The 25,488-nt window shown below is 61.1% G+C and carries 22 protein-coding genes and 1 riboswitch; of the genes, 16 read left to right on the top strand and 6 right to left on the bottom strand.

Annotation, left to right across the window (positions count from 1 at the left end; translation table 11 throughout):
- Nucleotides 1-8 precede the first annotated feature (8 nt).
- The gene (locus AC1DIJ_RS19685) at nt 9-1,292 is read left to right on the top strand and encodes an O-acetylhomoserine aminocarboxypropyltransferase (RefSeq protein ID WP_112389647.1); all 1,284 of its coding nucleotides are present in this window, start codon (nt 9-11) and stop codon (nt 1,290-1,292) included.
- An 18-nt stretch (nt 1,293-1,310) separates the two neighbouring features.
- Here AC1DIJ_RS19685 and AC1DIJ_RS19680 read toward each other — a convergent pair whose 3' ends face one another.
- Nucleotides 1,311-1,631, bottom strand: coding sequence for a hypothetical protein (locus AC1DIJ_RS19680; RefSeq protein ID WP_112389648.1), 321 nt, complete (start codon nt 1,629-1,631; stop codon nt 1,311-1,313).
- Nucleotides 1,632-1,815: 184 nt separating this feature from the next.
- A complete protein-coding gene (locus tag AC1DIJ_RS19675; protein ID WP_112389649.1) occupies nt 1,816-2,661 on the bottom strand; it encodes a class I SAM-dependent methyltransferase in 846 nt (281 codons plus the stop codon).
- 122 nt (nt 2,662-2,783) lie between these two features.
- On the opposite strand from AC1DIJ_RS19675, the gene AC1DIJ_RS19670 reads away from it, so the two are divergent.
- From AC1DIJ_RS19670 to AC1DIJ_RS19660, 3 genes are all read left to right on the top strand, one after another.
- The gene (locus AC1DIJ_RS19670; protein ID WP_477831521.1) at nt 2,784-4,763 is read left to right on the top strand and encodes a transcriptional regulator; all 1,980 of its coding nucleotides are present in this window, start codon (nt 2,784-2,786) and stop codon (nt 4,761-4,763) included.
- 77 nt (nt 4,764-4,840) lie between these two features.
- The gene (locus AC1DIJ_RS19665; RefSeq protein ID WP_112389651.1) at nt 4,841-5,458 is read left to right on the top strand and encodes a LysE family transporter; all 618 of its coding nucleotides are present in this window, start codon (nt 4,841-4,843) and stop codon (nt 5,456-5,458) included.
- Nucleotides 5,459-5,466: 8 nt separating this feature from the next.
- Nucleotides 5,467-5,811: a cupin domain-containing protein gene (locus AC1DIJ_RS19660; RefSeq protein ID WP_112389652.1), complete on the top strand. Its 345-nt coding sequence runs from the start codon at nt 5,467-5,469 to the stop codon at nt 5,809-5,811.
- A 10-nt stretch (nt 5,812-5,821) separates the two neighbouring features.
- Here AC1DIJ_RS19660 and AC1DIJ_RS19655 read toward each other — a convergent pair whose 3' ends face one another.
- Complete coding sequence (locus AC1DIJ_RS19655; protein ID WP_112389653.1) at nt 5,822-6,283, bottom strand: MarR family transcriptional regulator; 462 nt, start codon at nt 6,281-6,283, stop codon at nt 5,822-5,824.
- A 149-nt stretch (nt 6,284-6,432) separates the two neighbouring features.
- On the opposite strand from AC1DIJ_RS19655, the gene AC1DIJ_RS19650 reads away from it, so the two are divergent.
- The 6 genes from AC1DIJ_RS19650 to AC1DIJ_RS19625 all read left to right on the top strand — a co-directional run bounded on the left by AC1DIJ_RS19650 (nt 6,433) and on the right by AC1DIJ_RS19625 (nt 12,136).
- The gene (locus tag AC1DIJ_RS19650) at nt 6,433-7,230 is read left to right on the top strand and encodes an SDR family NAD(P)-dependent oxidoreductase (protein ID WP_112389654.1); all 798 of its coding nucleotides are present in this window, start codon (nt 6,433-6,435) and stop codon (nt 7,228-7,230) included.
- Between the two features lie 288 nt (nt 7,231-7,518).
- The gene (gene pstS, locus AC1DIJ_RS19645) at nt 7,519-8,541 is read left to right on the top strand and encodes a phosphate ABC transporter substrate-binding protein PstS (RefSeq protein ID WP_112389655.1); all 1,023 of its coding nucleotides are present in this window, start codon (nt 7,519-7,521) and stop codon (nt 8,539-8,541) included.
- 83 nt (nt 8,542-8,624) lie between these two features.
- Complete coding sequence (gene pstC, locus AC1DIJ_RS19640) at nt 8,625-9,602, top strand: phosphate ABC transporter permease subunit PstC (protein ID WP_112389656.1); 978 nt, start codon at nt 8,625-8,627, stop codon at nt 9,600-9,602.
- 1 nt (nt 9,603) lies between these two features.
- Nucleotides 9,604-10,455, top strand: coding sequence for a phosphate ABC transporter permease PstA (pstA, locus tag AC1DIJ_RS19635; protein ID WP_112389657.1), 852 nt, complete (start codon nt 9,604-9,606; stop codon nt 10,453-10,455).
- Nucleotides 10,455-11,261: a phosphate ABC transporter ATP-binding protein PstB gene (gene pstB / locus AC1DIJ_RS19630; RefSeq protein WP_477831520.1), complete on the top strand. Its 807-nt coding sequence runs from the start codon at nt 10,455-10,457 to the stop codon at nt 11,259-11,261. Before pstA ends, pstB begins: the two co-directional genes overlap by 1 nt.
- Before the next feature lie 119 nt (nt 11,262-11,380).
- Nucleotides 11,381-12,136, top strand: coding sequence for a DUF1194 domain-containing protein (locus AC1DIJ_RS19625; protein ID WP_162706059.1), 756 nt, complete (start codon nt 11,381-11,383; stop codon nt 12,134-12,136).
- A 2-nt stretch (nt 12,137-12,138) separates the two neighbouring features.
- Here AC1DIJ_RS19625 and AC1DIJ_RS19620 read toward each other — a convergent pair whose 3' ends face one another.
- Both AC1DIJ_RS19620 and AC1DIJ_RS19615 read right to left on the bottom strand, forming a co-directional pair.
- Nucleotides 12,139-13,383, bottom strand: coding sequence for a cytochrome P450 (locus tag AC1DIJ_RS19620; RefSeq protein ID WP_112389660.1), 1,245 nt, complete (start codon nt 13,381-13,383; stop codon nt 12,139-12,141).
- A gap of 57 nt (nt 13,384-13,440) precedes the next feature.
- Complete coding sequence (locus AC1DIJ_RS19615; protein ID WP_112389748.1) at nt 13,441-14,694, bottom strand: GGDEF domain-containing protein; 1,254 nt, start codon at nt 14,692-14,694, stop codon at nt 13,441-13,443.
- Between the two features lie 378 nt (nt 14,695-15,072).
- Between AC1DIJ_RS19615 and clpP the strand changes: the two genes are divergently transcribed.
- From clpP to AC1DIJ_RS19585, 6 genes are all read left to right on the top strand, one after another.
- Nucleotides 15,073-15,705 (top strand): ATP-dependent Clp endopeptidase proteolytic subunit ClpP, encoded by a 633-nt coding sequence (gene clpP, locus AC1DIJ_RS19610; RefSeq protein ID WP_112389661.1) that lies wholly within the window; start codon nt 15,073-15,075, stop codon nt 15,703-15,705.
- 303 nt (nt 15,706-16,008) lie between these two features.
- Complete coding sequence (clpX, locus tag AC1DIJ_RS19605) at nt 16,009-17,286, top strand: ATP-dependent Clp protease ATP-binding subunit ClpX (protein WP_112389662.1); 1,278 nt, start codon at nt 16,009-16,011, stop codon at nt 17,284-17,286.
- A 404-nt stretch (nt 17,287-17,690) separates the two neighbouring features.
- Nucleotides 17,691-20,108 (top strand): endopeptidase La, encoded by a 2,418-nt coding sequence (lon, locus tag AC1DIJ_RS19600; protein ID WP_112389663.1) that lies wholly within the window; start codon nt 17,691-17,693, stop codon nt 20,106-20,108.
- Nucleotides 20,109-20,312: 204 nt separating this feature from the next.
- Nucleotides 20,313-20,588 (top strand): DNA-binding protein HupB, encoded by a 276-nt coding sequence (gene hupB, locus AC1DIJ_RS19595; RefSeq protein WP_112389664.1) that lies wholly within the window; start codon nt 20,313-20,315, stop codon nt 20,586-20,588.
- Between the two features lie 123 nt (nt 20,589-20,711).
- A riboswitch (FMN riboswitch) is annotated at nt 20,712-20,860 on the top strand.
- A 79-nt stretch (nt 20,861-20,939) separates the two neighbouring features.
- Nucleotides 20,940-21,848 (top strand): DMT family transporter, encoded by a 909-nt coding sequence (locus AC1DIJ_RS19590; protein WP_112389665.1) that lies wholly within the window; start codon nt 20,940-20,942, stop codon nt 21,846-21,848.
- Between the two features lie 83 nt (nt 21,849-21,931).
- A complete protein-coding gene (locus tag AC1DIJ_RS19585) occupies nt 21,932-24,142 on the top strand; it encodes an esterase-like activity of phytase family protein (protein ID WP_477831519.1) in 2,211 nt (736 codons plus the stop codon).
- A 308-nt stretch (nt 24,143-24,450) separates the two neighbouring features.
- Here AC1DIJ_RS19585 and AC1DIJ_RS19580 read toward each other — a convergent pair whose 3' ends face one another.
- Entirely contained in the window at nt 24,451-25,437 is a 987-nt protein-coding gene (locus tag AC1DIJ_RS19580; RefSeq protein ID WP_112389666.1) for an aldo/keto reductase, read from the bottom strand.
- Nucleotides 25,438-25,488 lie beyond the last annotated feature (51 nt).

Here is a 25,488-nt window from a genome sequence, read left to right as displayed (position 1 = left end):
AGGACGGCATGGCAACGAACAATCCAGGCTTCAACACACTGGCAATCCACGCGGGCGCGCAGCCCGATCCGGCGACTGGTGCCCGTGCCACGCCGATCTACCAGACCACGGCCTACGTCTTCAACGACGCCGATCACGCCGCCGCACTCTTCGGCCTGCAGGCATTCGGCAACATCTATACCCGCATCATGAACCCGACTCAGGCGGTGCTCGAAGAGCGCGTCGCAGCACTTGAGGGCGGCACCGCCGCACTCGCTGTCGCATCCGGTCATGCCGCGCAGATGATCGTTTTCCACACGATCATGCGCCCGGGCGACAATTTCGTCGCCGCCAAGCGCCTCTATGGCGGCTCGATCAACCAGTTCGGCCATGCCTTCGATAATTTCGGCTGGCAGGTCCGCTGGGGCGATGTCGAGGATCCGGCGAGCTTCGAGAAGCATATCGACGGCAACACCCGCGCGATCTTCATCGAAAGCCTGGCAAATCCGGGCGGTACCTTCGTCGATATCGCTGCGATTGCGGAAGTGGCGCACAGACACGGCCTGCCGCTGATCGTCGACAACACGATGGCGTCGCCTTATCTCATCCGCCCGATCGAACACGGCGCCGATATCGTCATTCATTCGCTCACCAAGTTCCTTGGCGGTCATGGCAATTCGATGGGCGGCATCATCGTCGATGGCGGCACGTTCGACTGGTCGAAATCCGGCAATTATCCGATGCTGTCCAGCCCGCGCCCGGAATATAACGGCGTCGTGCTGCACTCGACCTTCGGCAATTTCGCCTTCGCAATCGCTTGCCGCGTACTTGGCCTGCGCGACCTTGGCCCGGCAATTGCGCCCTTCAACGCATTCCTGATTCTGACCGGCATCGAAACGCTGCCGCTGCGTATGCAGCGCCACAGCGACAATGCCATCGCGGTCGCCAAATGGCTGAAGGCGCACAGCAAGGTGGCGTGGGTCAATTATGCCGGTCTCGATGATGATCCGAACCACGCATTGCAGCAGCGCTATTCGCCGAAGGGCGCCGGATCGGTCTTCACCTTCGGCATCAAGGGCGGATACGAGGCGGGCAAGACCTTCGTCGAAGGGCTGGAGCTCTTCTCGCATCTCGCCAATATCGGCGACACCCGCTCGCTGGTGATCCACCCGGCCTCGACGACGCACCGCCAGCTGACCGATGAACAGCGCATCGCCGCCGGCGCCGGTCCTGATGTCGTGCGTCTCTCCGTCGGTATCGAGGACGTCAAGGACATCATCGCCGATCTCGAGCAGTCGCTCGCCAAGATCTGATGATGCGCTGCCGCGGCGCTATCGCGACTGGCAGATGCCGGTGAGCGAGATGGCGTCGCGGCTGTCGATGACCATGTGCAGTGTGCGCATCATGTCGGCTGCCATCAGCAGTGCTCTCGCCAGGTCGCTGGGTGGCTGCTGGCCGGCCGAGGTAGCGATCTTCAGGAGATCGAACACGGTGTCGTAGCTTCCGTTGCTCGGAATCCCGACAAGCTGGCGCATTTCGCGTATTGTGCTTACGGATCGAAGGATGAAGCGCCGCGCATCATCCGGCCCAAGTGTCTGGACCTCGCTGGCAGCCCTCGTCACCTCCGCGATGAACTCGTTCGTCCCGGACATGCATGCCTCGTGATTTTTCTGCTGTTCCAGCGCACGAACGCGAAAGGGGCCCGCCACGCCCTACCACGGCGAACCCCTTTTCGCATCGAGCGGCCCCCAGCCCCTCAAGATGAGCTAATCATAAATTAGCTCTGCCGTCGCGTGACACCGGCGTGACGCCGGCATATTGGCGCGGCAGCCCATCTCAGCGTCTCATGATCACCACTTCCAGATACTCGCTCGGAACCACCATGGTACCGTCCTCGGCCCGGTTGAAACGGGCAGCAAGCTCCATGAGCTCGGCCGCCAGCGCCTTTTGCCCGGTGGCATCGAGCGTGCCGAAGGCCTTGAGAACCGGCCCGTAGAACGTCCGGAAGACATCCAGCCAATGCGCTGAGGACTTGTAGCGAAATACGAACTGGCGCGGCGTCGCGACGACCGATGCCTTGCTTGATGGAAACAGCTCCTCAAGCCGGGCACGCGTGCCCCAAAGCGCAGGCGAGCGGGCGCCTGTTGGTGGCGGCACGTGGCGTCCGATGGTCTTGAACAGCTGTCCGATGAAGCCGTCGGGCGTCCAGTTCGCAAGGCCGATCGATCCGCCGCTCTTGCAAACCCGCAGCAGTTCGGCGGCCGCGCGCTCCTGATCGGGGGTGAACATCACCCCGAAGATCGACATCGCATAGTCGAAGCTCTGGTCCGCGAAGGGCAGGTTCTCGGCATCCGCCTCCTGAAACTCCATCATCAGGCGATCGGCCTTTGCCCGTTCCTTCGCCTTTTCCAGGAGAGCCGGGACATAGTCGGTCGCCGTCACCGCACACCAGCGGCGCGCGGCGGCCAGCGAGCCGTTGCCGTTGCCGGCAGCGACGTCGAGAACCGTGGACCCGGCGCGCAGATCCAGCGCCTCGCACAGGCTTTCGCCGACGATCTGCAAGGTGGTGCCGACGACGGCGTAATCGCCCGAAGACCAGGCGCCCCGCTGGCGGGCCTTCAGGGCTGCGAGATCGGCCATCGGTTGAGCGGGTGTGCCGGCAAGAGCCGCGGAAGTGGACATTCTTCTCTCCCTGGATCAGATTGTTGAATTGTGAATGCCGCCGCCGTGCATCAAGCCGCCGGACGCTTCCGGTATAGGCGGTGACCATGGGGGACGCCGTGTCATCAGGCGTGGGAACAACCGTGGAAATATCCGGGCGGCACGAACGGCCGCCACTGGAAATCTGCCTTCTCGGGCCGATGACGGTCCGCCGCGACGGTGCCGAGGTGAAGCTGCCGGGGTCGCGAAAAGTCCGCGCCTTGCTCGCCTATCTGATCCTTTTGCCCTATGCGCAGGGCAGGGCACAGCTCTGCGACCTCTTCTGGGATGTCGCCGACGATCCGCGCGGCGAGTTGCGCTGGTGCCTGAGCCGCATCCGCGCCCTGATCGGCGAGCGCGTGATCGTGCAGGGCGATACGGTTGCCCTCGATCTCACCGGCTGTGCCATCGATGCGGTCGAGGTCGCCCTGGCGGCCCGCGCCGGGTTCGACGGCGTGCCGGTCGCAGCGCTGGCGTCACTTGCCGATCGCGCCTCGGGCGAGTTCCTGGATGGCCTCGCGATCGACAGACTTCCGGCCTTCGAAACATGGCTGAATTCCCAGCGCCGCCGCTTCCGCGACATGCAGGCGGATATCCTCGCCCATATCGTCGAGGTTTTGGCCGGTGCCGAACGGCTGCCTTATCTCGACCGCTGGATCGAGCTGGCACCCTTCGATCTCCGGCCTCACGAGTTGTTGTTGTCAACGCTCGCGACCGAGGGGCGGCTTCGCGATGCTGGCGAACATTTTGAGGCCACGTTGCGATCTTTTGCCACCGAGGGCATCGAGACCGCGTCTCTGCGCGCTCTCTGGGAAGACCTTCGCAGAAAACCTGCCAAACCTGCCGCCGTGGCATCCACGGCGCCTGAAACACCGCCATCGGAAACGCCTGCCGATAACCGCCGCCGCGCTTCGATCGCCGTCATGCCCTTCAACGACATGTCGGTGCTCGCCATACCCGGCGGCACGTCGGATGCGCTTGTCTATGACATCATTTCCCGGCTCGCGAAGCTCCGGACGCTAAAAGTCATTGCCCAGGGAACGATGTTTGCGCTGCGGGAGCGGATGCGCTCGCCCGAAGACATCGCCGCTGCCCTCAACGTCGATTACGTGGTCAACGGTATCTTCGAGCGCACCGGAACCCGCATCATCATCAGGCTGGAACTGATCGAGGCGCGGTCCAACACGATCGTATGGTCCGACGCGTTCGACCAGAATGCCGGAGAGACCCTTCTGCTGCTGGAGGAGATCGGTAGCCGCGTCGTCGCCTCGATCGAGCGGGAGATCGAAACGCAGGAGCGCAACCGCGCCTTCCTCAAACCGCCCAATTCGCTGGATGCCTGGGAAGCGCATCATCGCGGTCTCTGGCACATGTTCCGTTTCACCAAGGCCGACAACGATCAGGCGCAACAGTTTTTCGAACGGGCGATCAGCCTCGATCCCACCTTCGCCCGCGCCCATGCCGGGCTTTCTTTCACCCATTTCCAGAACGCCTTCCAGCATTGGGCGGACCGCGATGAACAGGCGGAACTGGCCTACCGGACGGCCAGCCAAGCATTGCTTGCCGACGACCGCGATCCGGCCGCCCACCTGTCGATCGGCCGGGCGCTATGGCTGCGCAAACTGCATGACCAGTCGATTGAGGAATTGCGCCAGTCCGTCGATCTCAGCCCGAGCTTTGCCTTCGCGCATTATTCACTGGCCTTCGTGCACTGCCAGTCCGGGGATCCGCAGGCCGCCATCCTTTCTGCAGACCAGTCGCAGTCCCTCAGCCCCTACGATCCGATGCTGTTTGGAATGCTGGCAAGCCGGGCGATCGCTCTGGTGCGCCTTGGTCGATACGAGGAGGCTGCCGATTGGGCCGCAAAGGCCGCGATGCGCCCCAACGCGCACGTGCATATCATGGCCATCGCCGCGCTCTGCCTTGCCGTTGGCGGGCGGCTTGATGAGGGGCGGGCGTATGTCGCGGCGATCCGCCGGCGGTATTCCGGCTATCATCTGGCCGATTTCTTCGCCGCTTTTCATCTCGTGCCGGTTGACCAGGCCTTGTTCCGGGAAGCCGCGACGCGCATCGGGCTGACGTGATTCCGTCCCACTTGGCCAAGCCATCCAAAGCCTCTAAGGTTCTGGTCTGAAACCATTTCCGCGAGTCTCATCAATCCATGTTTCTTCTCTCCGTTGCCGCAATCTGGGCGGTCGCCGCCATCACGCCGGGTCCGAATTTCTTCATCGTCGTGCGCACGGCGCTGGAGGGCTCGACGCGTGCCGCGGTCGCGGTCATCGCCGGGGTCATCCTCGGCACGGTCTGCTGGGGACTGGCCGGCTGGCTCGGCATCAGCGCCTTGTTCTCGGCCGCACCCTTTGCCTACCTGTTCCTGAAAATCGCCGGTGGTGCCTATCTTCTCTGGCTCGGCACCAAGCTTTTGTGGAAGACCTACAGCAAGTCCGCAACGCTGGGCGAACCTGTGGTCCGCCCCGCCATGAGCAGCCGGCAGGCCTTCTATTCCGGCCTGATAACCAATCTCGCCAATCCGAAATCGGCCGTCTTCGTCGCCAGTCTCTTTGCCGCCACCCTGCCTGCCGACCATTCCTGGGTGCATGGCGCTCTGGCCGTGGTGACGATGGTTCTGGTGTCCTCGCTTTGGTACACCTTCGTTCTGACGGTGTTGCGCAACCCCGCAGTCTCAGGCGCCTACGCGCGGGGACGCCGGCGCATCGACGCGATGGCCGGCATCATTTTCATGGGATTCGGCGTCAAGCTTCTGACATCTGCCCGATAGGAGACCGCATGCCGCATCAACTCGTATTCGACCCGGCGTCCGTCGAGCCCGAAGTGGGCGCGCCCGCCGCCGACCGCATCGTTTCCGGCAATCCGCAATTCCGCACCTGGAACCTGGAAGAAGCCGAAGGCGGACTCTACGCCGGCATTTGGGAAGCGACACCCGGTAAATGGCGGATTTCCTACGATGAGTGGGAATATTTCAACGTGCTGTCAGGCCATTCGATCGTCACAGAGGACGGCGGCGAGCCCGTGCATCTCAAGGCCGGCGACCGGATGATCCTCAAGCCCGGCTTCAACGGAACCTGGGAAGTCGTTGAAACGACTCGCAAGGATTATGTGATCCGGGTCTGAGTGCCGAACCTCAGCGCCTGAAACTCTCCGCGAAAGCAGGGGAGGAAATGCGGTTCAGGGTTTTGCGCAATTCTTCCGACGCTTCAGCGCCGAAGGCGTTTTCGAAGCGGTCGCGTGCTTCGGCCCAGAGACGGTTGGCTTCTTCCCATTTTGCCCGTCCGGCCTCCGTCAGCGTGGCCCGTTTGACGCGCTTGTCCTTTTCGTCGGGCACCAGCTCCACCAGCCCGTCCCGGATTAGCGGCTTCAGCGTGTGTCCGAGGGCGGAGAGGTCCATCACCAGCCCGTCGGCCAGGAATTTCAGCGACGGCTTGCCGTTCATATGGATCTGCGTCAGCAGCCCGAACTGCGTGCCTCTCAGCCCGCTTGGTGCAAAGACCTCCTCATAGAGCTGCCCGAGCTGGCGTGTCGCGCGGCGAAGCGCGCTGTTGCTGCAAACGGTCCAGCTTTCGAAGCCCGGTATTTTTTCGTCCATCGTCGTTCTCCTGATCCGGTGTCACCGGATTGCTGCCGGCCGTCAATCGTCTTCGATAATTTCTTCGGTGCGCCCTTGCGCAAGATGTCGTTGATCTCAATATAGTGGTATATGCCACTAATTGCCAACGCATCGAAAAGGATTTCACGATGTCAACTTCCTCCCTTGGTACAGCTCTCGTTACCGGCGCCTCCTCGGGTATCGGCGCCACCTATGCCGATCGTCTCGCAATGCGCGGATACGATCTGCTGCTGGTCGCCCGTGATGCAGCCCGTCTGAATGCCCTGGCTGAAAAGCTCACCACCGCTCACGGCATCAAGGCCGAGGTCCTGCAGGCGGATCTGACGAACAGGGAAGACGTGCGAAAGGTCGAGAAGCGCCTGCGCGAGGACGAGGCGATTACGCTGCTCGTCAACAATGCCGGTATCGGCCCTAAAGGCGCATTGCTCGAAGATGATATCGACTATCTCGAAACGATGATCGAGATCAACGTCGTGGCCGTCAATCGCCTCGGTGTCGCAGCGGCGCAGACCTTCGCGAAGCGCGGCAAGGGCGCCATCATCAACATTGCCTCGGTGGTCGCATTCCTCGCCGAACGCTTCCACGGCACTTACAATGCCAGCAAGGCCTTCGTGCTCAACCTGACCCAGTCGATTCATGCCGAGGCCAGCGCGAAGGGCGTCAAGGTTCAGGCCGTTCTTCCGGGCCTGACCCGCACCGAGATCTTCGAACGCGCTGGCGGCTCGGTTGATCAGCTGCCGCCGTCGATGGTGATGGACGTCACCGATCTCGTCGATGCGGCCCTTGCCGGCTTCGACCAGGGCGAACTCGTGACCATCCCGTCGCTGCCAGATCCTGCCGATTTCGAAGCGCTGAACGCCGCCCGCTATGCGCTCGGACCCAACCTCTCACACAACAAGCCGGCGAGCCGCTACGGCATCGCATAAGGCTCCGGTTTTTGCCGGGCTGCGTCAAACCAACGCAGTCCGACATTAACATTTTGTAATGTTTACAGAGCCTTACAGGTTAAATCCTTGATTTAGTGAACGAACAATCCTGCACGCTATGTGGGGCATCGGAGGCCGACTTCGAACTGTCGCAGAAATGTCATCAAACTGTAATGTGCAGCGCCTAGCCCGCCTTTGCGACGGGAATTTCAGCGCCCTTTGCCAGTGGATACCCCCTCCATGGCGCCGGTCTCGTCGATTGTTCGTTCCATTCAGGGAAGAGACCATATGCTCACCAAGACACTTCTTTCGGCCTGCCTCGGCGCCGGCCTGGTTGCTGCGCTCGCAGTGTCCGCTTCCGCCGCCGATATTACCGGCGCCGGCTCGACCTTCGTCTATCCGGTTCTGTCCAAGTGGTCCGCGGACTACAACAAGCAGACCGGTGACAAGCTGAACTACCAGTCGATCGGCTCGGGCGGCGGCATCGCCCAGATCAAGGCTGCGACCGTCGATTTCGGCGCTTCCGACGCCCCGATGAAGCCTGAAGACCTCAGCGCTGGCGGCTTCGGCCAGTTCCCGGTCGTCGTCGGCGGCATCGTCCCCGTCATCAACGTCAAGGGCATCAAGTCGGGCGAGCTGAAGCTCTCCGGCAAGGTTCTGGCCGACATCTATCTCGGCAACGTTACCAAGTGGAACGACAAGGCGATCGCCGACCTGAACCCGGGCCTCAAGCTGCCCGACAGCCAGATCGCTGTCGTTCACCGCTCGGACGGTTCGGGCACCTCGTTCAACTGGACGAACTTCTTCTCCAAGGTCAACCCGGACTGGAAGTCCAAGGTCGGTGAAGGCACTGCCGTCAACTGGCCGGTCGGCATCGGCGGCAAGGGCAACGAAGGCGTCGCTGCCTACGTCACCCGCGTGAAGGATTCGATCGGTTACGTCGAATACGCCTACGCCCTGCAGAACAAGCTGCCCTTCGTTCTCGTTCAGAACGCCTCCGGTCAGTATCCGAAGCCGAATGCAGATAGCTTCTCGGCTGCTGCTGCCAGCGCCGAATGGGGCAAGGCCCAGGACTTCTACCTGATCATGACCAACGCGCCTGGCGAAAAGGCCTGGCCGATCACCGCCACCACCTGGGCGATCATGTACAAGGAGCCGAAGGATGCCGAGCGCTCCAAGGCTGCTTTCGCCTTCTTCAAGTGGGCACTCGAGAACGGTCAGAAGGAAGCCTCTTCCCTCGATTACGTTCCGCTGCCGGCCACGCTGGTGAAGCAGATCGAAGACTACTGGACGGCGTCCTTCAAGGGTTAAGTCCTGGAAATGCCGGGGCAGGGAGCATTCGCTTTCTGCCCCGTTTGCTTTGACGCCCCCTCAAAAGCAAGTCGAGTATCGATATGAGTGAAGCACTGGCATCGCTGCCGGCCGTCGTGCCGGATGTGAAGCGCCGCGACGGCGCCAACGGCGACCGCATTTTCCATTGGATCGTGATGGGCTGCGGCCTGTTCGTTCTCGCCGCGCTCCTGGCGGCGGCAATCTCCATGGCATGGGGCGGCCTTCTCGCCTTCCGCACCTTCGGCTTCGGCTTCATCACCGGCACCGAATGGGATCCCGTTGCTCAGCATTTCGCAGGTCTGGTGCCGATCTACGGCACGCTGGTGACCTCCGCGCTCGCCATGCTGATCGGCGTCCCGATCAGTCTCGGTATTGCCGTCTTCGTCACCGAGGTGGCGCCGCGCTGGCTGCGCGGACCGATCGGCGGCGCCATTGAACTGCTCGCCGGCATTCCCTCGATCATCTACGGCATGTGGGGCCTCTTCACTTTCGCGCCCTTTATGTCGGATTACGTCCAGCCGGCGCTGATCGACTGGCTCGGCCCGATTCCCGGCATCGGCCTGCTGTTCTCGGGCGCCCCAATGGGCATCGGCATGCTGACGTCAGGCATCGTGCTGGCGATCATGATCATCCCCTACATCTCCTCGGTCATGCGCGATGTCTTCCTGGTCGTCCCGGCGCAGCTGAAGGAATCGGCCTATGCGCTGGGCTCGACCCGCTGGGAAGTGGTGCGCGACATCGTCATCCCGCACACCCGCACCGCCGTCGTCGGCGGCATCTTCCTCGGCCTCGGCCGTGCGCTCGGCGAAACGATGGCCGTCACCTTCGTGCTCGGTAATACCCACAATATCGCGGTCTCGCTGATGGAGCCCGGCAACTCGATCGCCGCCGCGATCGCCAACGAATTTACCGAAGCCGATACCGACATCTATCTCTCGTCGCTGATCGCGCTCGGTTTCATCCTCTTCGTCGTGACCTTCATCGTCCTTGCCGCTGCCAAGCTGATGCTGCTGCGCATGGCAAAGCAGAGAGGCGAATAAGATGACCGGCTCCAACTCCATCTATCGCAGCCGCCAGATCAAGAGCGGCATTGCACTGACGCTCTGCACCGGCGCCACCGGCCTCGGCCTGATCTTCCTCGTCTGGATCCTCTGGACAACGCTGGTCAACGGTCTCTTGGCGCTCAGCCTGAAGCTCGTCACCGAAATGACGCCGCCCCCTGGTGAAGACGGCGGCCTCGCCAATGCCTTCGCAGGCAGCCTGATGATGGTCGTGCTCGCCGTCATCATCGGCACGCCGATCGGCATTCTGGCCGGCACCTACCTGGCTGAATTCAGCCGCGGCAAGAAGATCGGCGCGGTCATCCGCTTCATGAACGACATTCTGCTTTCGGCGCCGTCGATCATCATCGGCCTGTTCGTCTATGAGCTCGTCGTCCGCCAGACTGGACACTTCTCGGGTTATGCCGGCGGCATCGCGCTCGCCTTCATCTTCCTGCCGGTGGTCGTGCGTACCACCGACGAGATGTTGCGCCTTGTACCGGACGTGATGCGCGAGGCAGCTCTTTCGCTCGGCATTCCGCGCTGGAAGGTCACGGTCGCCGTGCTCTATCGCGCCGCCTCGGCAGGTATCCTCACCGGCATTCTGCTCGCCGTCGCCCGCATCTCCGGCGAGACGGCGCCGCTGCTCTTCACTGCGTTGAACAACCAGTATTGGAGCACGGATATGTCCGAGCCGATGGCCAACATCCCGGTGGTGATCTTCCAGTACGCGATGAGCCCCTACGACGAATGGCATGTGCTCGCCTGGGCGGGCGCCTTCGTCATGACCGCAATTGTGCTGCTTCTGAGCGTGGGCTCCCGCGCCATTCTGAACCGTAAAGGTGGCAAATGATGCTGCAATCTTCCTCCACATTAGACACCCGCAGGACCGTGATGCCGATGGCCAACGACAAGCTCACCCTCGAAGATGTCAATTTCTACTATGGCGACGCGCATGCGATCCGTGGCGTCAGCCTGAATTTCCCCGAACGCCAGGTCTCGGCGCTGATCGGCCCGTCCGGCTGCGGCAAGTCCACGCTGCTGCGCATCCTCAACCGCATCTACATGCTCTATCCGAAGATGCGCGCGACGGGCACGGTGAAGCTCGATGGCGAAAACATCCTTGACCCGCGCTATTCGATGAACGAGCTGCGCGCCCGGGTCGGCATGGTGTTCCAGAAGCCGGTGCCGTTCCCGATGTCGATCTACGACAACATCGTCTACGGCATCCGCCATCACGAGCGGCTCGGCAAAGCTGACATGGATGTCCGTGTCGAGCAGGCGCTGCGCCAGGCAGCCCTCTGGGACGAGGTCAAGGACAAGCTGAAGGGCAGCGGTCTTGGCCTGTCCGGCGGGCAGCAGCAGCGTCTCTGCATTGCCCGCGCGGTGGCATTGCGCCCCGAAGTCCTGCTGCTCGACGAGCCGACCTCGGCACTCGATCCGATCTCGACGGCGAAGGTCGAGGAACTGGTGTCGCAGCTGAAGACCGATTTCACCATCGTCATCGTCACGCACAACATGCAGCAGGCGAGCCGCATCTCCGACAACACCGCCTTCATGTATCTGGGCGAACTCGTCGAATACGGCCCGACCTCGCAGATCTTCCAGGCACCGAAGAACAAGCGGACCGAGGATTACATTACCGGACGTTATGGCTGATACGCCCGGTAGCCCTTTTGCCCAATCCCTTTAGGTGTATCCGAATACGCTAATTTACCGGCGCCGGTCCTTTCCGGTAAGAGAGCCCGGTCGCGAGCGGCGCGATGCGGGAGGGCTTCATGTCTTCGGGAATGATCGGGCGGTGGCTTCCACAGGGAGCCATCGCGGGGCTTCTGTTTGCTATCTGCATGTCATCGGTCGCCTTTGCCGGCGAGAGGATCGATCTCGCGCTGGTGATCGCCGCCGACGTCTCGACGTCGATGGATCCGCGCGAGAAGGCGATGCAACAGGACGGCTTCGTCGCCGCCTTCCGCCAGCCCGAGATCATCGACGCGATCGGCAGCGGCAAATATGGCCGCATCGCCGTCACCTATATCGAATGGGGCGGCGACCGCGGTCAGCGGATGGTGGTTCCCTGGACATTGCTCAAGGATGAGGCCGATTGCTGGATGTTCTCGCTGCGGCTTGCCGAGAATTCTCCGACCAAATTGCGCCGCGGCACCTCGATCAGTGAGGCGCTTTCCTATTCGGCATCCCTGCTGCGCCAGAGCGGCTACGCATCCGACAGGCTGGTCGTCAATATCTCCAGCGACGGCGTCAACAGCATCGGCCGGGAGGTCGCGCCCGTGCGCCGGGAACTAATCGCCGACGGCATGACGATCAACGCCCTCGTCATCAGCGCCCAGGGCGAAGAAGACGATGAGGAGCCGAACCTCTCTCCGGAAGCACTGTTTTCCTATTTTCACCGCGAGGTCATCGGCGGCCCGGGCGCATTCGCCATGCCGGTCCGGTCCGCCGCCGACTACCCAAGCGCCATCTACCGCAAGCTACTGCGCGAGATCGGCGGCTTCGGCGAGATTGCAGAAAACCGCTGAAATCACCACGCTAAATCAAGTCGCTCCAGCCCGTGGAAGTGATAGACATCCTTCACCGCGGGCACCTTCGCCATCCGCAGGCCCGGCAGGCGCTTGAAGAGGATCGGCAGGACGACGTTGAGCTCCAGACGCGCCAGCGGCGCGCCGATGCAGAAGTGGATGCCGGCGCCGAAGGAAAGGTTGGGTGCCTCGTTGCGGCCGGGTTGGAAGGTGAGGGGATCGGTGAATTTCGCAGGGTCGAGATTGGCGGCCGCGAGAATGAGGCTCACCTTGTCGCCGCGCTGGAACGAAATGCCGTCGATCTCGACCGGCTCGAGCGCCCAGCGCTGGAAGATGTGAACCGGCGCGCAGATGCGCAGCGTCTCCTCGACCGTCCGCTCCGTCGTCGGCTCATTCTTGAAGAGTTCTGTAGGATTGCAGCCGTTGTCGAGGATGACGCGTACCGAATTGCCGATCTGGTGCACTGTCGCCTCGTGGCCGGCATTGAGCAGCACGATCGTCGTCGAGACGAGCTCCTCCTCGGTTAGATACTGACCCTTGTGCTCGGTATGGATCATGTGGCTGAGCAGATCGTCGCGCGGTTCGGCGCGGCGTTCGGCGATGACCGTCTTCACATAGTCGGAGAATTCCTTGGCGGCCTTCTCGGCACCGTCCTCGTCCTCGCGGGTGCGGCCAAAGAGATACATGCGGATATAGGCATGCGACCAGTCGAGAAGCTGCGGCCCCATCTCTTCGGGAATGCCGATCATCCGGGCGATCATCGTCACCGGAATGATATCGGCAAAAGCCGATAGTAGCTCGACCTCGCCCTTGTCCGCGAAGCCGTCGATCAGCCGGTTGGCGAGTTCTTCCAGCTCCGGCTTCATCCGCTCGACATGGCGGGAGACGAAGGCGCGGTTGACCAGCGTGCGCAGACGGGTGTGTTCAGGCGGCTCCAACTCAAGCAGGGAATAGCGCTCGGCCAGATCGAAATTGGCCACATGCTGGTCTGGCTCCGGCAGTCCTAGCTCTTCGCGGCTGGCGATGTGCAGGATCTGGCGGCCGAAGCGGCGGTCGCGCAACAGGCTGTTCACATGGTCGTAGCCTGTGCAGAACCACTGCTTCTGCTGTTCCCAATAGAAGGTCGGACAATGCTGGTGCAGCGCCGAATAGACGGCGTTCGGATTGCTATAGAACGCCGGATCGCTGCTATCGAGAGAAACGCGGCGGGTGGCGGGATCGATCGAGAGGAAGGGTGCTATCATCATGGCTTCGAGGCTTAGCGGATTTGCCAAGCCTCGAAAAGATGCAGCAACGGACGTGCGTCAACCGGCGCGGGAAAGCGAGCCCATGCGGCGCAACGCCTCGACCTGATCGTCGACGGTCGGAACCAGTTCGCCGGCATTCTGGTCCATCTTCGCCGGTGGCGGGGCAGCCGTTTCCTTTTCGCCGAAGATGACGCTGCAATTGCGCCCGGCGCCTTTGGCGGCGTAGAGCGCCCGGTCGGCGGCCGAGATCATCTTGTCGACATTGGCCTCGATCGGCGAGGCGATGGCCACGCCGATGCTGACGGTTGCCGGAACGATCGCTTCGCCGGTCGATATCGGCAGGCGGCAGAATTCGGTGCGGATCGACTCGGCCAGCGCTTCGGCTTCCGTCTGGTCGGCAACCGTTGCGAAGGCGGCGAATTCCTCGCCGCCCATGCGGCCGAAGACGTGGTTTGGCACGAACTGGCGGGCCGACAGCGCGAAAGCCGAGAGCACCGCGTCGCCTGCCTGATGGCCGAAGCGGTCGTTGACGCGCTTGAAATGGTCGAGGTCGAAGAGGAGCACTGCCACCTGACGCTTTTCGTCGAAGGCCTTTTCCTGGATGGCGCCGAAGCGGGCAAACAGGCCGCGGCGGTTCCAGACGCCGGTCAGCGAATCCGTGAGGCTCAACACGCGCAAGTGCCTTTCAGAGCGTTCCATGATCATGCGGCAAGTCAGTGCAAAGGCGATCGTCAGCAGGAAGGCGCTCACCATTGCTGCCACGCCGCCGTAATTGGTGGCCTGAGCATCGGTTGGCAAGGTCAGCGCCATCATCAATGCCACGGCAAAGCAAAACACGCCCTGGATGACGAACACGGCTGCCAGCTTGTTGCGCGTTCTTTCCTGGCGCATGTTGCCGGTGGCAACCGCCATGGCGAGCGCTGTCGCACCCGTGGCCGAGGCGAGATTATAGAGAATGACGCGGTTGCCGTAGTCGCCGCCGACCCATGGCAGGAAGACGCCGGCCAGCCAGATCGCGGGCGGCAGCAGCGCCCACCACTCGATCTTCCGGCGGTCGAGCGCCATGAAACCGGCGACCCAGGCGCTTTGGCCGGCCAGTGCCACGGCATTGCCGCCTTCGATAGAGAGAATATTCGGGATTTCACCGCGCAGCGCCACCATGGCAAAGCCCGCGCCGCTGAGCAGAAAGCCGAAGCTCCACAGCAGATAGGCCTTGTTGCGCGTATTATGGCGCCAGGCCATCAGCAGCAGCAAAGCGAGCGTCATGGCCTCCGAGCACCAGATCGCCAATCCTGTCGTAACACTAAACACGGCAATACCCCTTGAAGTCAGGGGCATACTCATCCGCCAATCTTCGCCAGTTGATTAATCGGGGGATCGGTGGCGGGGGATATTCGCGGTTAGGCTTTGTAAAGGGTAAACGTTTGAAAGCACTTGCCGATGGATTAAGCTTCCCTTCATCCTGTCGCCGAGAAAAGCTGTGCGGGTGCTTGCAGGTCACTCGCCGTTAAGCGGCAATTCGCAGATAGACGCTACATCGCAGCACAAGGCTTTTTCCACCGGTCCCCTTGCTTCTTAACGTTATCCTTATGCGTGTCTTGAAGTAGAGGGCAGGGACACTCTATGTAGGGATAAGGCATTTTTCTTTGATTCCCGGCCCGGCCGGCAAGACGTTGACAAAGGACGCACATGAGAAATCCAGTCGATACCGCTATGGCCCTCGTGCCGATGGTTGTTGAACAGACCAATCGCGGTGAACGCTCCTACGACATCTACTCCCGCCTGCTGAAGGAACGCATCATCTTCCTGACGGGTCCTGTCGAGGATCACATGGCGACGCTCGTCTGCGCCCAGCTGCTCTTCCTCGAGGCCGAAAACCCGAAGAAGGAAATCGCGCTTTACATCAATTCGCCAGGTGGCGTCGTCACCGCCGGCATGGCGATCTACGACACGATGCAGTTCATCAAGCCTGCCGTTTCGACGCTTTGCATCGGTCAGGCCGCTTCGATGGGTTCGCTGCTGCTGTGCGCCGGCGACAAGGACATGCGCTTCGCAACGCCGAACGCCCGCATCATGGTTCACCAGCCATCTGGCGGTTTCCAGGGCCAGGCTTCGGATATCGAGCGCCATGCACGCGACATCCTGAAGATGAAGCGCCGCCTGAACGAGGTTTATGTCAAGCATACCGGCCGCTCCTACGAGGAAGTCGAAAAGACGCTCGACCGCGATCACTTCATGACCGCTGACGAAGCCCGCGAATGGGGCGTCGTCGATAAGGTTCTGACGTCGCGCACCGAGATGGAAGGCGATGCTGCGGCATAGTGATTAATTGGGATGGTGTTTTCGCTGCCACAGTTCTATCCCAATTGTGATTGAACAAGGGGTTTAATCTCGGAGCGGACACGCTAAGAGTAAGTATTAATGCTATGTTGAATTTTCATGACATAGCATTCGGCATTCGAAGGGGAATTCGTTGCCGCCGGAACTTGAGCGTGTTTGGTTGAGTTCCGGTTCTTACCCCTTGAAGCTAGGCCGGCTGATGCTCCGGTGGCGGAGCGGGCTGGCGGGCCATTGAGTGGACCGCGATTTCACCTTTGAAATGCGGCGTGCTGGAAGGAAAGTGAAATGAGCAAGGTCAGCGGCAGCAACGGCGGCGACTCCAAAAATACCCTGTACTGCTCCTTCTGCGGAAAGAGCCAGCACGAAGTCCGGAAGCTGATTGCCGGGCCGACGGTGTTCATCTGCGATGAATGCGTCGAATTGTGCATGGACATCATTCGCGAGGAGAACAAGTCCTCGATGGTCAAGTCACGCGACGGCGTTCCGACGCCCCAGGACATCATCAAGGTTCTCGACGAATACGTCATCGGCCAGCGCCAGGCGAAGAAGATCCTGTCGGTTGCCGTTCACAACCATTACAAGCGCCTCGCGCATGCGACCAAGAACGGCGAAATCGAACTGGCGAAGTCGAACATCATGCTGGTCGGTCCGACCGGCTGCGGCAAGACCTATCTTGCCCAGACGCTCGCCCGCATCATCGACGTTCCCTTCACGATGGCCGATGCGACGACGCTGACGGAAGCCGGCTATGTCGGTGAAGACGTCGAAAACATCATCCTGAAGCTGCTGCAGTCTGCCGACTACAATGTCGAGCGCGCTCAGCGCGGTATCGTCTACATCGACGAAGTCGACAAGATTTCCCGCAAGTCGGACAATCCTTCGATCACCCGCGATGTGTCGGGCGAGGGCGTACAGCAGGCGCTTCTGAAGATCATGGAAGGCACCGTTGCCTCGGTACCGCCGCAGGGCGGCCGCAAGCATCCTCAGCAGGAATTCCTGCAGGTCGATACCACGAACATCCTGTTCATCTGCGGTGGCGCTTTCGCCGGCCTCGACAAGATCATCTCCGCCCGTGGCGAGAAGACCTCGATCGGCTTCGGCGCCAGTGTCAAGGCGCAGGATGACCGCCGCGTCGGCGAAGTGCTGCGCGAGCTCGAGCCCGAGGATCTGGTCAAGTTCGGCCTGATCCCCGAGTTCATCGGCCGTCTGCCGGTTCTGGCAACGCTCGAAGACCTCGATGAGGACGCGCTGATCCAGATCCTGTCGGAGCCGAAGAACGCGCTCATCAAGCAGTATCAGCGCCTGTTCGAGATGGAAGACGTGGAACTGACATTCCACGAGGATGCCCTTCGCGAAATCGCCCGCAAGGCGATCGTCCGCAAGACCGGCGCCCGCGGCCTTCGCTCGATCATGGAAAAGATCCTGCTCGACACGATGTTCGAACTGCCGGCGCTGGAAGGTGTCCGCGAAGTGGTCATCTCCGAGGAAGTGGCGCGCGGCTCGGCCCGCCCGCTCTACATCTACGCTGACCGTCAGGACGAGAAGGCCAACGCTTCTGCCTGATAGTCGTAGACGGCATGGTTAGATTTAGGGGCTTGCCTGCGGCGAGCCCCTTTCTATTTTGTGAACCGGGAGCCCTCCTGTTAATTATTGCAGAAGAAGCTTGAAAACGCTGTTCCTGACGTTGCGGAATGCTGCGTCCCCGGCAATGATGGAATGATTCCGTAGCGTGTTTTCCGGCCCAGTATTTTAGCCGGTTCGGAATTGGTAAGCGCCACTACAGTTACACGCGTCATAGTGTGGGCGTTCCTTTGTAATAAGTCTGTCACAAGCAGGGAGCGCGAGCGTTGGCGTGGCTTGAAAAGGGTAAGAAGAACCTCCACTTGTAACCCAAGTGAGAGTGCCGGCCGGGTCCCAAGCGGCCGCGCCAGAGAGCCCGGAAACGGGACGATGGAAAGGAATAAGAAATGACGAAGAAAACGTCTGTAGCGAGCAGTGTTGCCTATCCTGTTTTGCCCCTGCGCGACATCGTAGTCTTCCCACATATGATCGTGCCGCTGTTCGTCGGCCGCGAGAAGTCGATCCGTGCGCTTGAAGAAGTCATGGGCTCCGACAAGCAGATCATGCTCGTAACCCAGATCAACGCCAGCGACGACGATCCGGATCCGTCCGCGATCCACAATGTCGGCACCGTGGCCAATGTTCTGCAGTTGCTGAAGCTCCCCGACGGCACAGTCAAGGTTCTGGTCGAAGGCCGCGCGCGCGCCGAGATCGATGCCTATACGGCCCGCGAAGATTTCTACGAAGCCCTCGGCCATGTGCTCGAAGAGCCGCATGACGATCCGGTCGAGCTGGAAGCGCTGTCGCGCTCCGTCGTCTCGGAATTCGAGAGCTATGTGAAGCTCAACAAGAAGATCTCTCCTGAAGTCGTTGGCGCCGCCAGCCAGATCGACGACTACTCGAAGCTTGCCGATACGGTCGCATCGCATCTGTCGATCAAGATCACCGAGAAGCAGGAGATGCTGGAAACCACCAGCGTCAAGGCTCGCCTCGAAAAGGCGCTCGGCTTCATGGAAGGTGAGATTTCGGTTCTCCAGGTCGAGAAGCGCATTCGCTCGCGCGTCAAGCGCCAGATGGAGAAGACCCAGCGCGAATACTATCTGAACGAACAGATGAAGGCGATCCAGAAGGAGCTTGGCGACGGCGAGGAAGGCCGCGACGAGATGGCCGAACTGGAAGAGCGCATCTCCAAGACCAAGCTTTCGAAGGAAGCCAAGGAAAAGGCTGACGCCGAGCTGAAGAAGCTGCGCCAGATGAGCCCGATGTCGGCCGAAGCCACCGTCGTGCGCAATTATCTGGACTGGCTGCTCGGTATTCCCTGGGGCAAGAAGTCAAAGATCAAGTCCGATCTGAACAATGCCGAGAAGATCCTCGAAGCCGATCACTTCGGTCTCGACAAGGTCAAGGAACGCATCGTCGAGTATCTGGCAGTGCAGGCCCGTGCCACAAAGATCAAGGGTCCGATCCTGTGCCTCGTCGGCCCTCCGGGCGTCGGCAAGACCTCTCTCGCCCAGTCGATCGCCAAGGCGACCGGCCGCGAATACGTGCGCATGGCGCTCGGCGGCGTTCGTGACGAAGCTGAAATCCGCGGTCACCGCCGCACCTATATCGGTTCGATGCCCGGCAAGGTCATCCAGTCGATGAAGAAGGCGAAGAAGTCCAACCCGCTCTTCCTGCTCGATGAAATCGACAAGATGGGCCAGGATTTCCGCGGCGATCCGTCTTCGGCTCTGCTCGAAGTGCTCGATCCGGCGCAGAACTCGACCTTCATGGATCACTACCTGGAAGTCGAATACGACCTTTCGGACGTGATGTTCATCACCACGGCGAACACGCTGAATATCCCTGCGCCCCTGATGGATCGCATGGAAGTCATCCGTATCGCCGGCTATACCGAAGACGAAAAGCGCGAGATCGCCAAGCGGCACTTGCTGCCGAAGGCAATCAAGGAACATGCGCTGCAGCCGCAGGAATTCTCGGTCAGCGACGATGCCCTGATGGCGATCAGCCAGCAGTACACCCGCGAAGCCGGTGTTCGTAACTTCGAACGCGAACTGATGAAGCTCGCCCGCAAGGCGGTCACCGAGATCATCAAGGGCAAGACGAAGTCGGTTCATGTCACGGCTGAAAACATCGACACCTATCTGGGCGTCCCGCGCTTCCGCCATGGCGAAGCCGAACGCGAAGATCAGGTCGGCGTTGTCACCGGTCTTGCATGGACCGAGGTCGGCGGCGAATTGCTGACGATCGAAGGCGTGATGATGCCGGGCAAGGGCCGCATGACGGTCACCGGCAATCTGAAGGAAGTGATGAAGGAGTCGATTTCGGCTGCTGCATCCTACGTCCGCTCACGCGCCGTCGATTTCGGCATCGAGCCCCCGCGCTTCGACAAGTCGGACATTCACGTCCACGTGCCTGAGGGTGCGACGCCGAAGGATGGTCCGTCGGCTGGTGTTGCGATGGCAACCGCGATCGTCTCGATCATGACCGGTATTCCGGTCGACAAGAACGTGGCGATGACGGGTGAAATCACCCTGCGCGGCCGTGTCCTGCCGATCGGCGGTCTGAAGGAAAAGCTGCTCGCAGCACTTCGCGGCGGCATCAAAAAGGTGCTCATTCCGGAAGAGAACGCCAAGGATCTGGCGGAGATTCCGGATAACGTGAAGAACAACATGGAGATCATCCCGGTATCCCGCATGGGCGAGGTGATCAAACATGCTCTGATCCGCAGGCCGGAGCCGATCGAGTGGGATGGAACGGTTGAAACGCCGGTCATCGCAACGGTCGAAGGCCTTGACGACACAGGTGCTGGCATCGCTCATTGAGCGGCATTCGCCACATTTATGTCAAATTGCTGCAAATCCCCGAAAAGGCTGGCGTAAATCGCCAGCCTTTTTTGTGAAAACCTTATGGAGGTGCTTGCTTTTCCTTGATTTGCAGGGCTTTTGGGTTGCGGCGGGCCTGATGAAACCTATTCTGTGCCTGGCTTACAGATTGAGTCGTTTCAAACCATTGAAAGGGGTGGAAACATGAACAAGAATGAACTCGTGTCCGCAGTTGCTGAAAAAGCTGGCCTGACCAAGGCAGACGCTGCCTCTGCTGTCGACGCTGTTTTCGACGTTGTCCAGGGCGAACTGAAGAGCAAGGGTGACGTACGTCTCGCTGGCTTCGGCAGCTTCACCGTTTCTCATCGCGCTGCCACCAAGGGCCGCAATCCGTCCACCGGCGCTGAAGTCAATATTCCGGCTCGCAACGTGCCGAAGTTCACGCCCGGCAAGGGCCTGAAGGACGCCGTCAACGGCTAATCCGGTTTTGCTTGGCCGCCGGATAACGAGACCGGCAGGCGAAGTTTTGAAGGGTTCGGCGATAGCCGGACCCTTTTTGCATTTAGGACGGCTTGCAGGCGGAAGACCTTTGAACTACGGATCGGTTGTTCTCAGGGCGGGGTGAAAGTCCCCACCGGCGGTAAGGGTTTCGGCCCAAGCCCGCGAGCGCTTTGCCCCCAAAAGGGGCAGGGGTCAGCAGATCCGGTGCGATTCCGGAGCCGACGGTATAGTCCGGATGAAAGAGAATGATCGCGAGCCGTATGCGGGGCAGGGTCTGCCCGGCAGCCGTCTTGCGATCATGCGTCCTGATTTGTGTTGGTCCCTTTCTGGATGAAAGACATGAATCAGACTTCCCTCAGCTTTTCCTCGTCGCGTGCGATGGCCGGTGCCGCCTTCATGGTGCTGGCGGGCATCGCCTTTTCCATTCTTAATGTCGTCACCCAATGGGTGACGATGAAGATGGGTTTCTCCGCTGCGTCGGCCGCCTTCTGGCAATATGCTTTTGCGCTGGTCTTCTCGCTGCCGTTTCTGAAGCGCACTGGTCTGTCGGCCATGCGCACCGCCTATCCCTGGCGCCACATCGTTCGCGTGGGGCTCGCCGCACTCGGCGTCGAAGCCTGGGTCTCCGGCCTCGCCACAGTGCCGATCTGGCAAGCGATCGCGCTGGTCATGACCTCGCCATTCTTCATCATTCTCGGTGCCCGCCTGTTTCTCGGCGAGCGTGTCGGCCCGGCGCGCTGGGCAGCCACCGCCGCCGGTTTCGCCGGCGCGATGATCATCCTGCAGCCCTGGTCGGATGCCTTCACCTGGGCCGCCTTGCTGCCGATCCTCTCGGCGCTCTTCTGGGGCGCCTCGTCGCTGATTACCAAGAGCCTGACCGGCATCGAGAAGCCCGAAACGATCACTGTCTGGCTGCTGGTGCTGCTGACACCGATCAATGGCGTGCTTGCCGCTGCCGTTGGCTTCGAGTTGCCTGAGGGGTTCACCCTCGCGCTCTTTGTCTTTGCAGGTCTGCTGACGGTCTTTGCGCAATATCTGCTTACGCTCGCCTATACGGTGGCGGATGCCGCCTACGTTCAGCCCTTCGACGATCTGAAGCTGCCGCTCAATGTGCTCGCGGGCTGGCTGTTCTTCGGTTATGCGCCGGCAGGTTATCTCTGGCTCGGTGCAGCGCTGATTTTGACGGCTTCGCTGTTCATCATGCGCAACGAGATCAGACGCGAGCGGGCAGGGGCTTGATGCAAAGCGGTGCAAAACGCATCGCCTGTCATCCCTCTGTCATCCGCTTCCCTCAAAACCCCCATGTTTCGATTTTTCGACGCATGGGGGATTTCATGACTATTTCATCGCGCAAGGCAGCGCTCGCTGCCGTGCTTCTGGCTTCCGTTGCCTTTCCGGCAGCCGCCGAGCCTGTTTTCAACCGCATCGCATCCTTTCCGGTCGCCTCGAACCTGCCGGAAGGCAAGGACAAGCTTTCGACGACCTCTGCCGAAATCATCACCGCTACCGATGACGGCAACACGCTTGTCTACAGCGACAGCCCGCTCGGCGCGATCGGCTTCGTCGATATCACCGACGCCAAGGCCCCGAAGGCTCTTGGCGCGCTGATGATGGACGGTGAACCGACGTCGGTCACTTCGACGGCTGGCAAGGCGCTCGTCGCCGTCAACACCAGCGAGAGCAAGGTGAAGCCGTCGGGCCGTCTGGCGATCGTCGACGTTGCCACCAAGAAGATCGAGAACACATGTGATCTCGGCGGTCAGCCGGACTCGATCGCCCTCAACAAGGACAAGACGCTCGGCACCATCGCCATCGAAAACGAGCGTGATGAAGACGTCAACGACGGCAAGATCCCGCAGATGCCGGCAGGCGACCTGGTGATCTTCGAGGTCAAGGCCGGCGCCGTCGATTGCGGCACCATCAAGCACGTCACGCTGACGGGTCTCTCGGCTGTTGCGCCTGAGGATCCGGAGCCCGAATTCGTATCCTTCAACAGCCAGGACGAGATCGCCCTGACGCTGCAGGAAAACAACGAAATCGTCATCATCGACGGCAAGACCGGCACGGTGAAGACGCATTTCACCGCCGGCAGCACCGATCTCTCTGGTATCGACACCAAGAAGGACGGCCAGCTGAAGTTCACCGGCGAAGCGAAGGGCGTCCTTCGCGAGCCCGACGCCGTCAAGTGGCTGGACGACAACCGTCTCGTCGTTGCCAACGAAGGCGACTATGAAGGCGGCTCGCGCGGCTTCACCATCTTCGACAAGACGGGCAAGGTCCTCTACGAATCGGGCGCCTCCTTCGAGCGCGCCGTTGCCCATCTCGGCCACTATCCCGAGGGACGCTCCTCCTCGAAGGGCGTCGAGCCTGAAGGTCTGGAAGCCGCCAAATTCGGCGACGACCAGCTGTTCTTCCTGCTCGCCGAGCGCGCTTCCGTCGTCGGCGTCTTCAAGGACACCGGCGCTGATCCGGAACTCCTGCAGATCCTGCCGTCGGGCGTTTCGCCTGAGGGCGCAGTCGCCATCCCGAGCCGCAACCTGTTTGCCACCGCCAACGAAGTCGATCTCGGCGAAGATGGCGGCCCGCGTTCGCACGTCATGATCTATGAGCGTGCCGAAGGCGAGAAGGCCTACCCGCAGATCGTTTCGGCGGAAAAGGACGGCAACCCGATCGGCTTTGCAGCTCTTTCCGGTCTTGCCGCTGTTCCTGAAAAGGCTGGCCAGCTCTTCGCCGTCTCCGACAGTGTCCTCGGCAACCAGCCGACGATCTACACGATCGACGCCACGAAGAAGCCCGCTCTCATCACTGACGCGCTGACAGTCAAGCGCGATGGTGCGGCTGCCCAGAAGCTCGACATCGAAGGCATTGCCGTCGATGAAAAGGGCTGGTTCTGGTTGGCCTCCGAAGGCAACAGCGAGAAGCTGCTGCCGCACGCTCTCTACCACGTCAACCCGAAGGGCGAGATCAAGGAAGAGATTGCGCTGCCGAAGGAACTGACGGATAACGAGATCCGCTACGGCTTCGAAGGCGTGACGATCATCGGCTCCGGCGACGACGCAACGCTGTGGATGGCCGTTCAGCGCGAGTGGAAGGACGACAAGAAGGGCTTCGTCAAGCTCGTCTCCTACAATCCGAAGAGCAAGGAATGGGGTGCTGTTCGCTACCCGCTCGACAAGTCTGAAAACGGCTGGGTCGGCCTCTCGGAAATCTCCGCTCATGGCGACAGCGTCTACATCATCGAGCGCGACAACCTCGTGGGCGATGCTGCCAAGTTGAAGAAGCTCTACAAGGTCGCCATCTCCGACCTGAAGCCCGCCAAGCTCGGCGGCGAGCTGCCAGTCGTCAAGAAGACCGAAGYCCACGACTTCCTCGACGAGCTGAAGACGGCAACCAATGGCTACGTCCTCGACAAGCTTGAAGGCTTCGCCTTCGACGCCTCGGGCAAGCCCTACGCCGTCACCGATAACGACGGCGTCAGCGACTCCTCCGGCGAGACCCTGTTCTTCCCGGTCAACCTGGTCGGCACGAACTGAGCTGGCGATAGCTGGATAAAATAGGAAGGCCGGGCGAGAGTCCGGCATTTTTCTATGTTTGGGCTGAGCCATACGCTGATGTGGGTGATGGAAACTCAACCGGCACATCCCCCTCAACGCCCTCATCTCTGTGCTTGTCACAGAGATCCAGCCGGCTCAAGTCCTTGGGCCGAAAGGACTCCTCTCGCCGCGCAGACGCGCGGCGACTGGATTCCTGTGACAAGCACAGGAATGAGGGAAGGGCGGGTGCAAACAAAAAAACGGCCGGCAAATAACCCGGCCGTTCCTCACTAAACTCTCGCCAAATCCTACCAGCGATGATGCACATGCGGTGCGATCAGCCGCTCGTAGATCTCGCGTGTCGCCGCCATGACGTCGTGTGAGAGCGGCGCGAGGCTGGCAGCCGCTGCGTTGGCCTTCGCCTGTTCGCCATTGCGCGCGCCGGGGATGACCACGGTGACTGCCTCATGCATCAGGATCCAGCGCAGTGCGAAAGCCGCCATCGTAGCGCCCTCGGGCACCAGCTTGCGCACTTCCTCAACCGCCTGCAGGCCAACCTCGAAGGGAACGCCGGCAAAGGTCTCGCCGACATCGAAAGCTTCGCCGTTGCGGTTGAAGTTGCGGTGGTCGTCGCTCGCAAACTTCGTGTCGCGGGTGATCTTGCCGGACAGCAGGCCGCTGGCCAGCGGTACGCGGGCGATTACCGCGACATTCTTGCGACGGGCTTCCTGGAAGAACAGGTGATCAGGACGCTGGCGGAAGATGTTGTAGATAATCTGAATGCTTTCGACGCCCGGGAATTCGATCGCCTTCAGCGCTTCCTCGACCTTTTCGACGCTGACGCCGTAACCCTTGATCTTGCCGGCCTTCTGCAGCTCGTTCAGCCCTTCGAAGACTTCGGCGCGGTAGAGCACTTCCGTCGGCGGGCAGTGCAGTTGCACCAGGTCGAGGCTGTCGACCTCGAGATTTTTCAGGCTGCGATCGATGAAGCCTTCGAGATTGGCCTTCGTGTAACCGTCGGCGACATGCGGGTTGAGGCGGCGGCCGGCCTTGGTGGCGACCATCGGCCGTTTGCCGCCGCGGCTCTTCAAGACGTCGGCGACGATCTTTTCCGAGCGGCCGTCGCCATAGACGTCTGCGGTGTCGATGAAGGTCATGCCGGCATCGAGCGCCGCGTTCAGCGCCGCGCGTCCGTCAGCCTCGCTGATATCGCCCCAGGAACCGCCGATCTGCCAGGCACCGAAGCCGACATTGGTGACCGAAAACGGCATGCGGCCGAAACTATGTTCTTTCATGGAAATCTCCCTCGTGATGAAACTGCATCGCAACTAGCAGCCGCCGCAAAT

The sequence above is a fragment of the Rhizobium sp. 10N427 genome (assembly GCF_056394605.1).
Note: the sequence above shows the minus strand (reverse complement) of the source record. Positions and strands in the feature narration are given on the sequence as shown.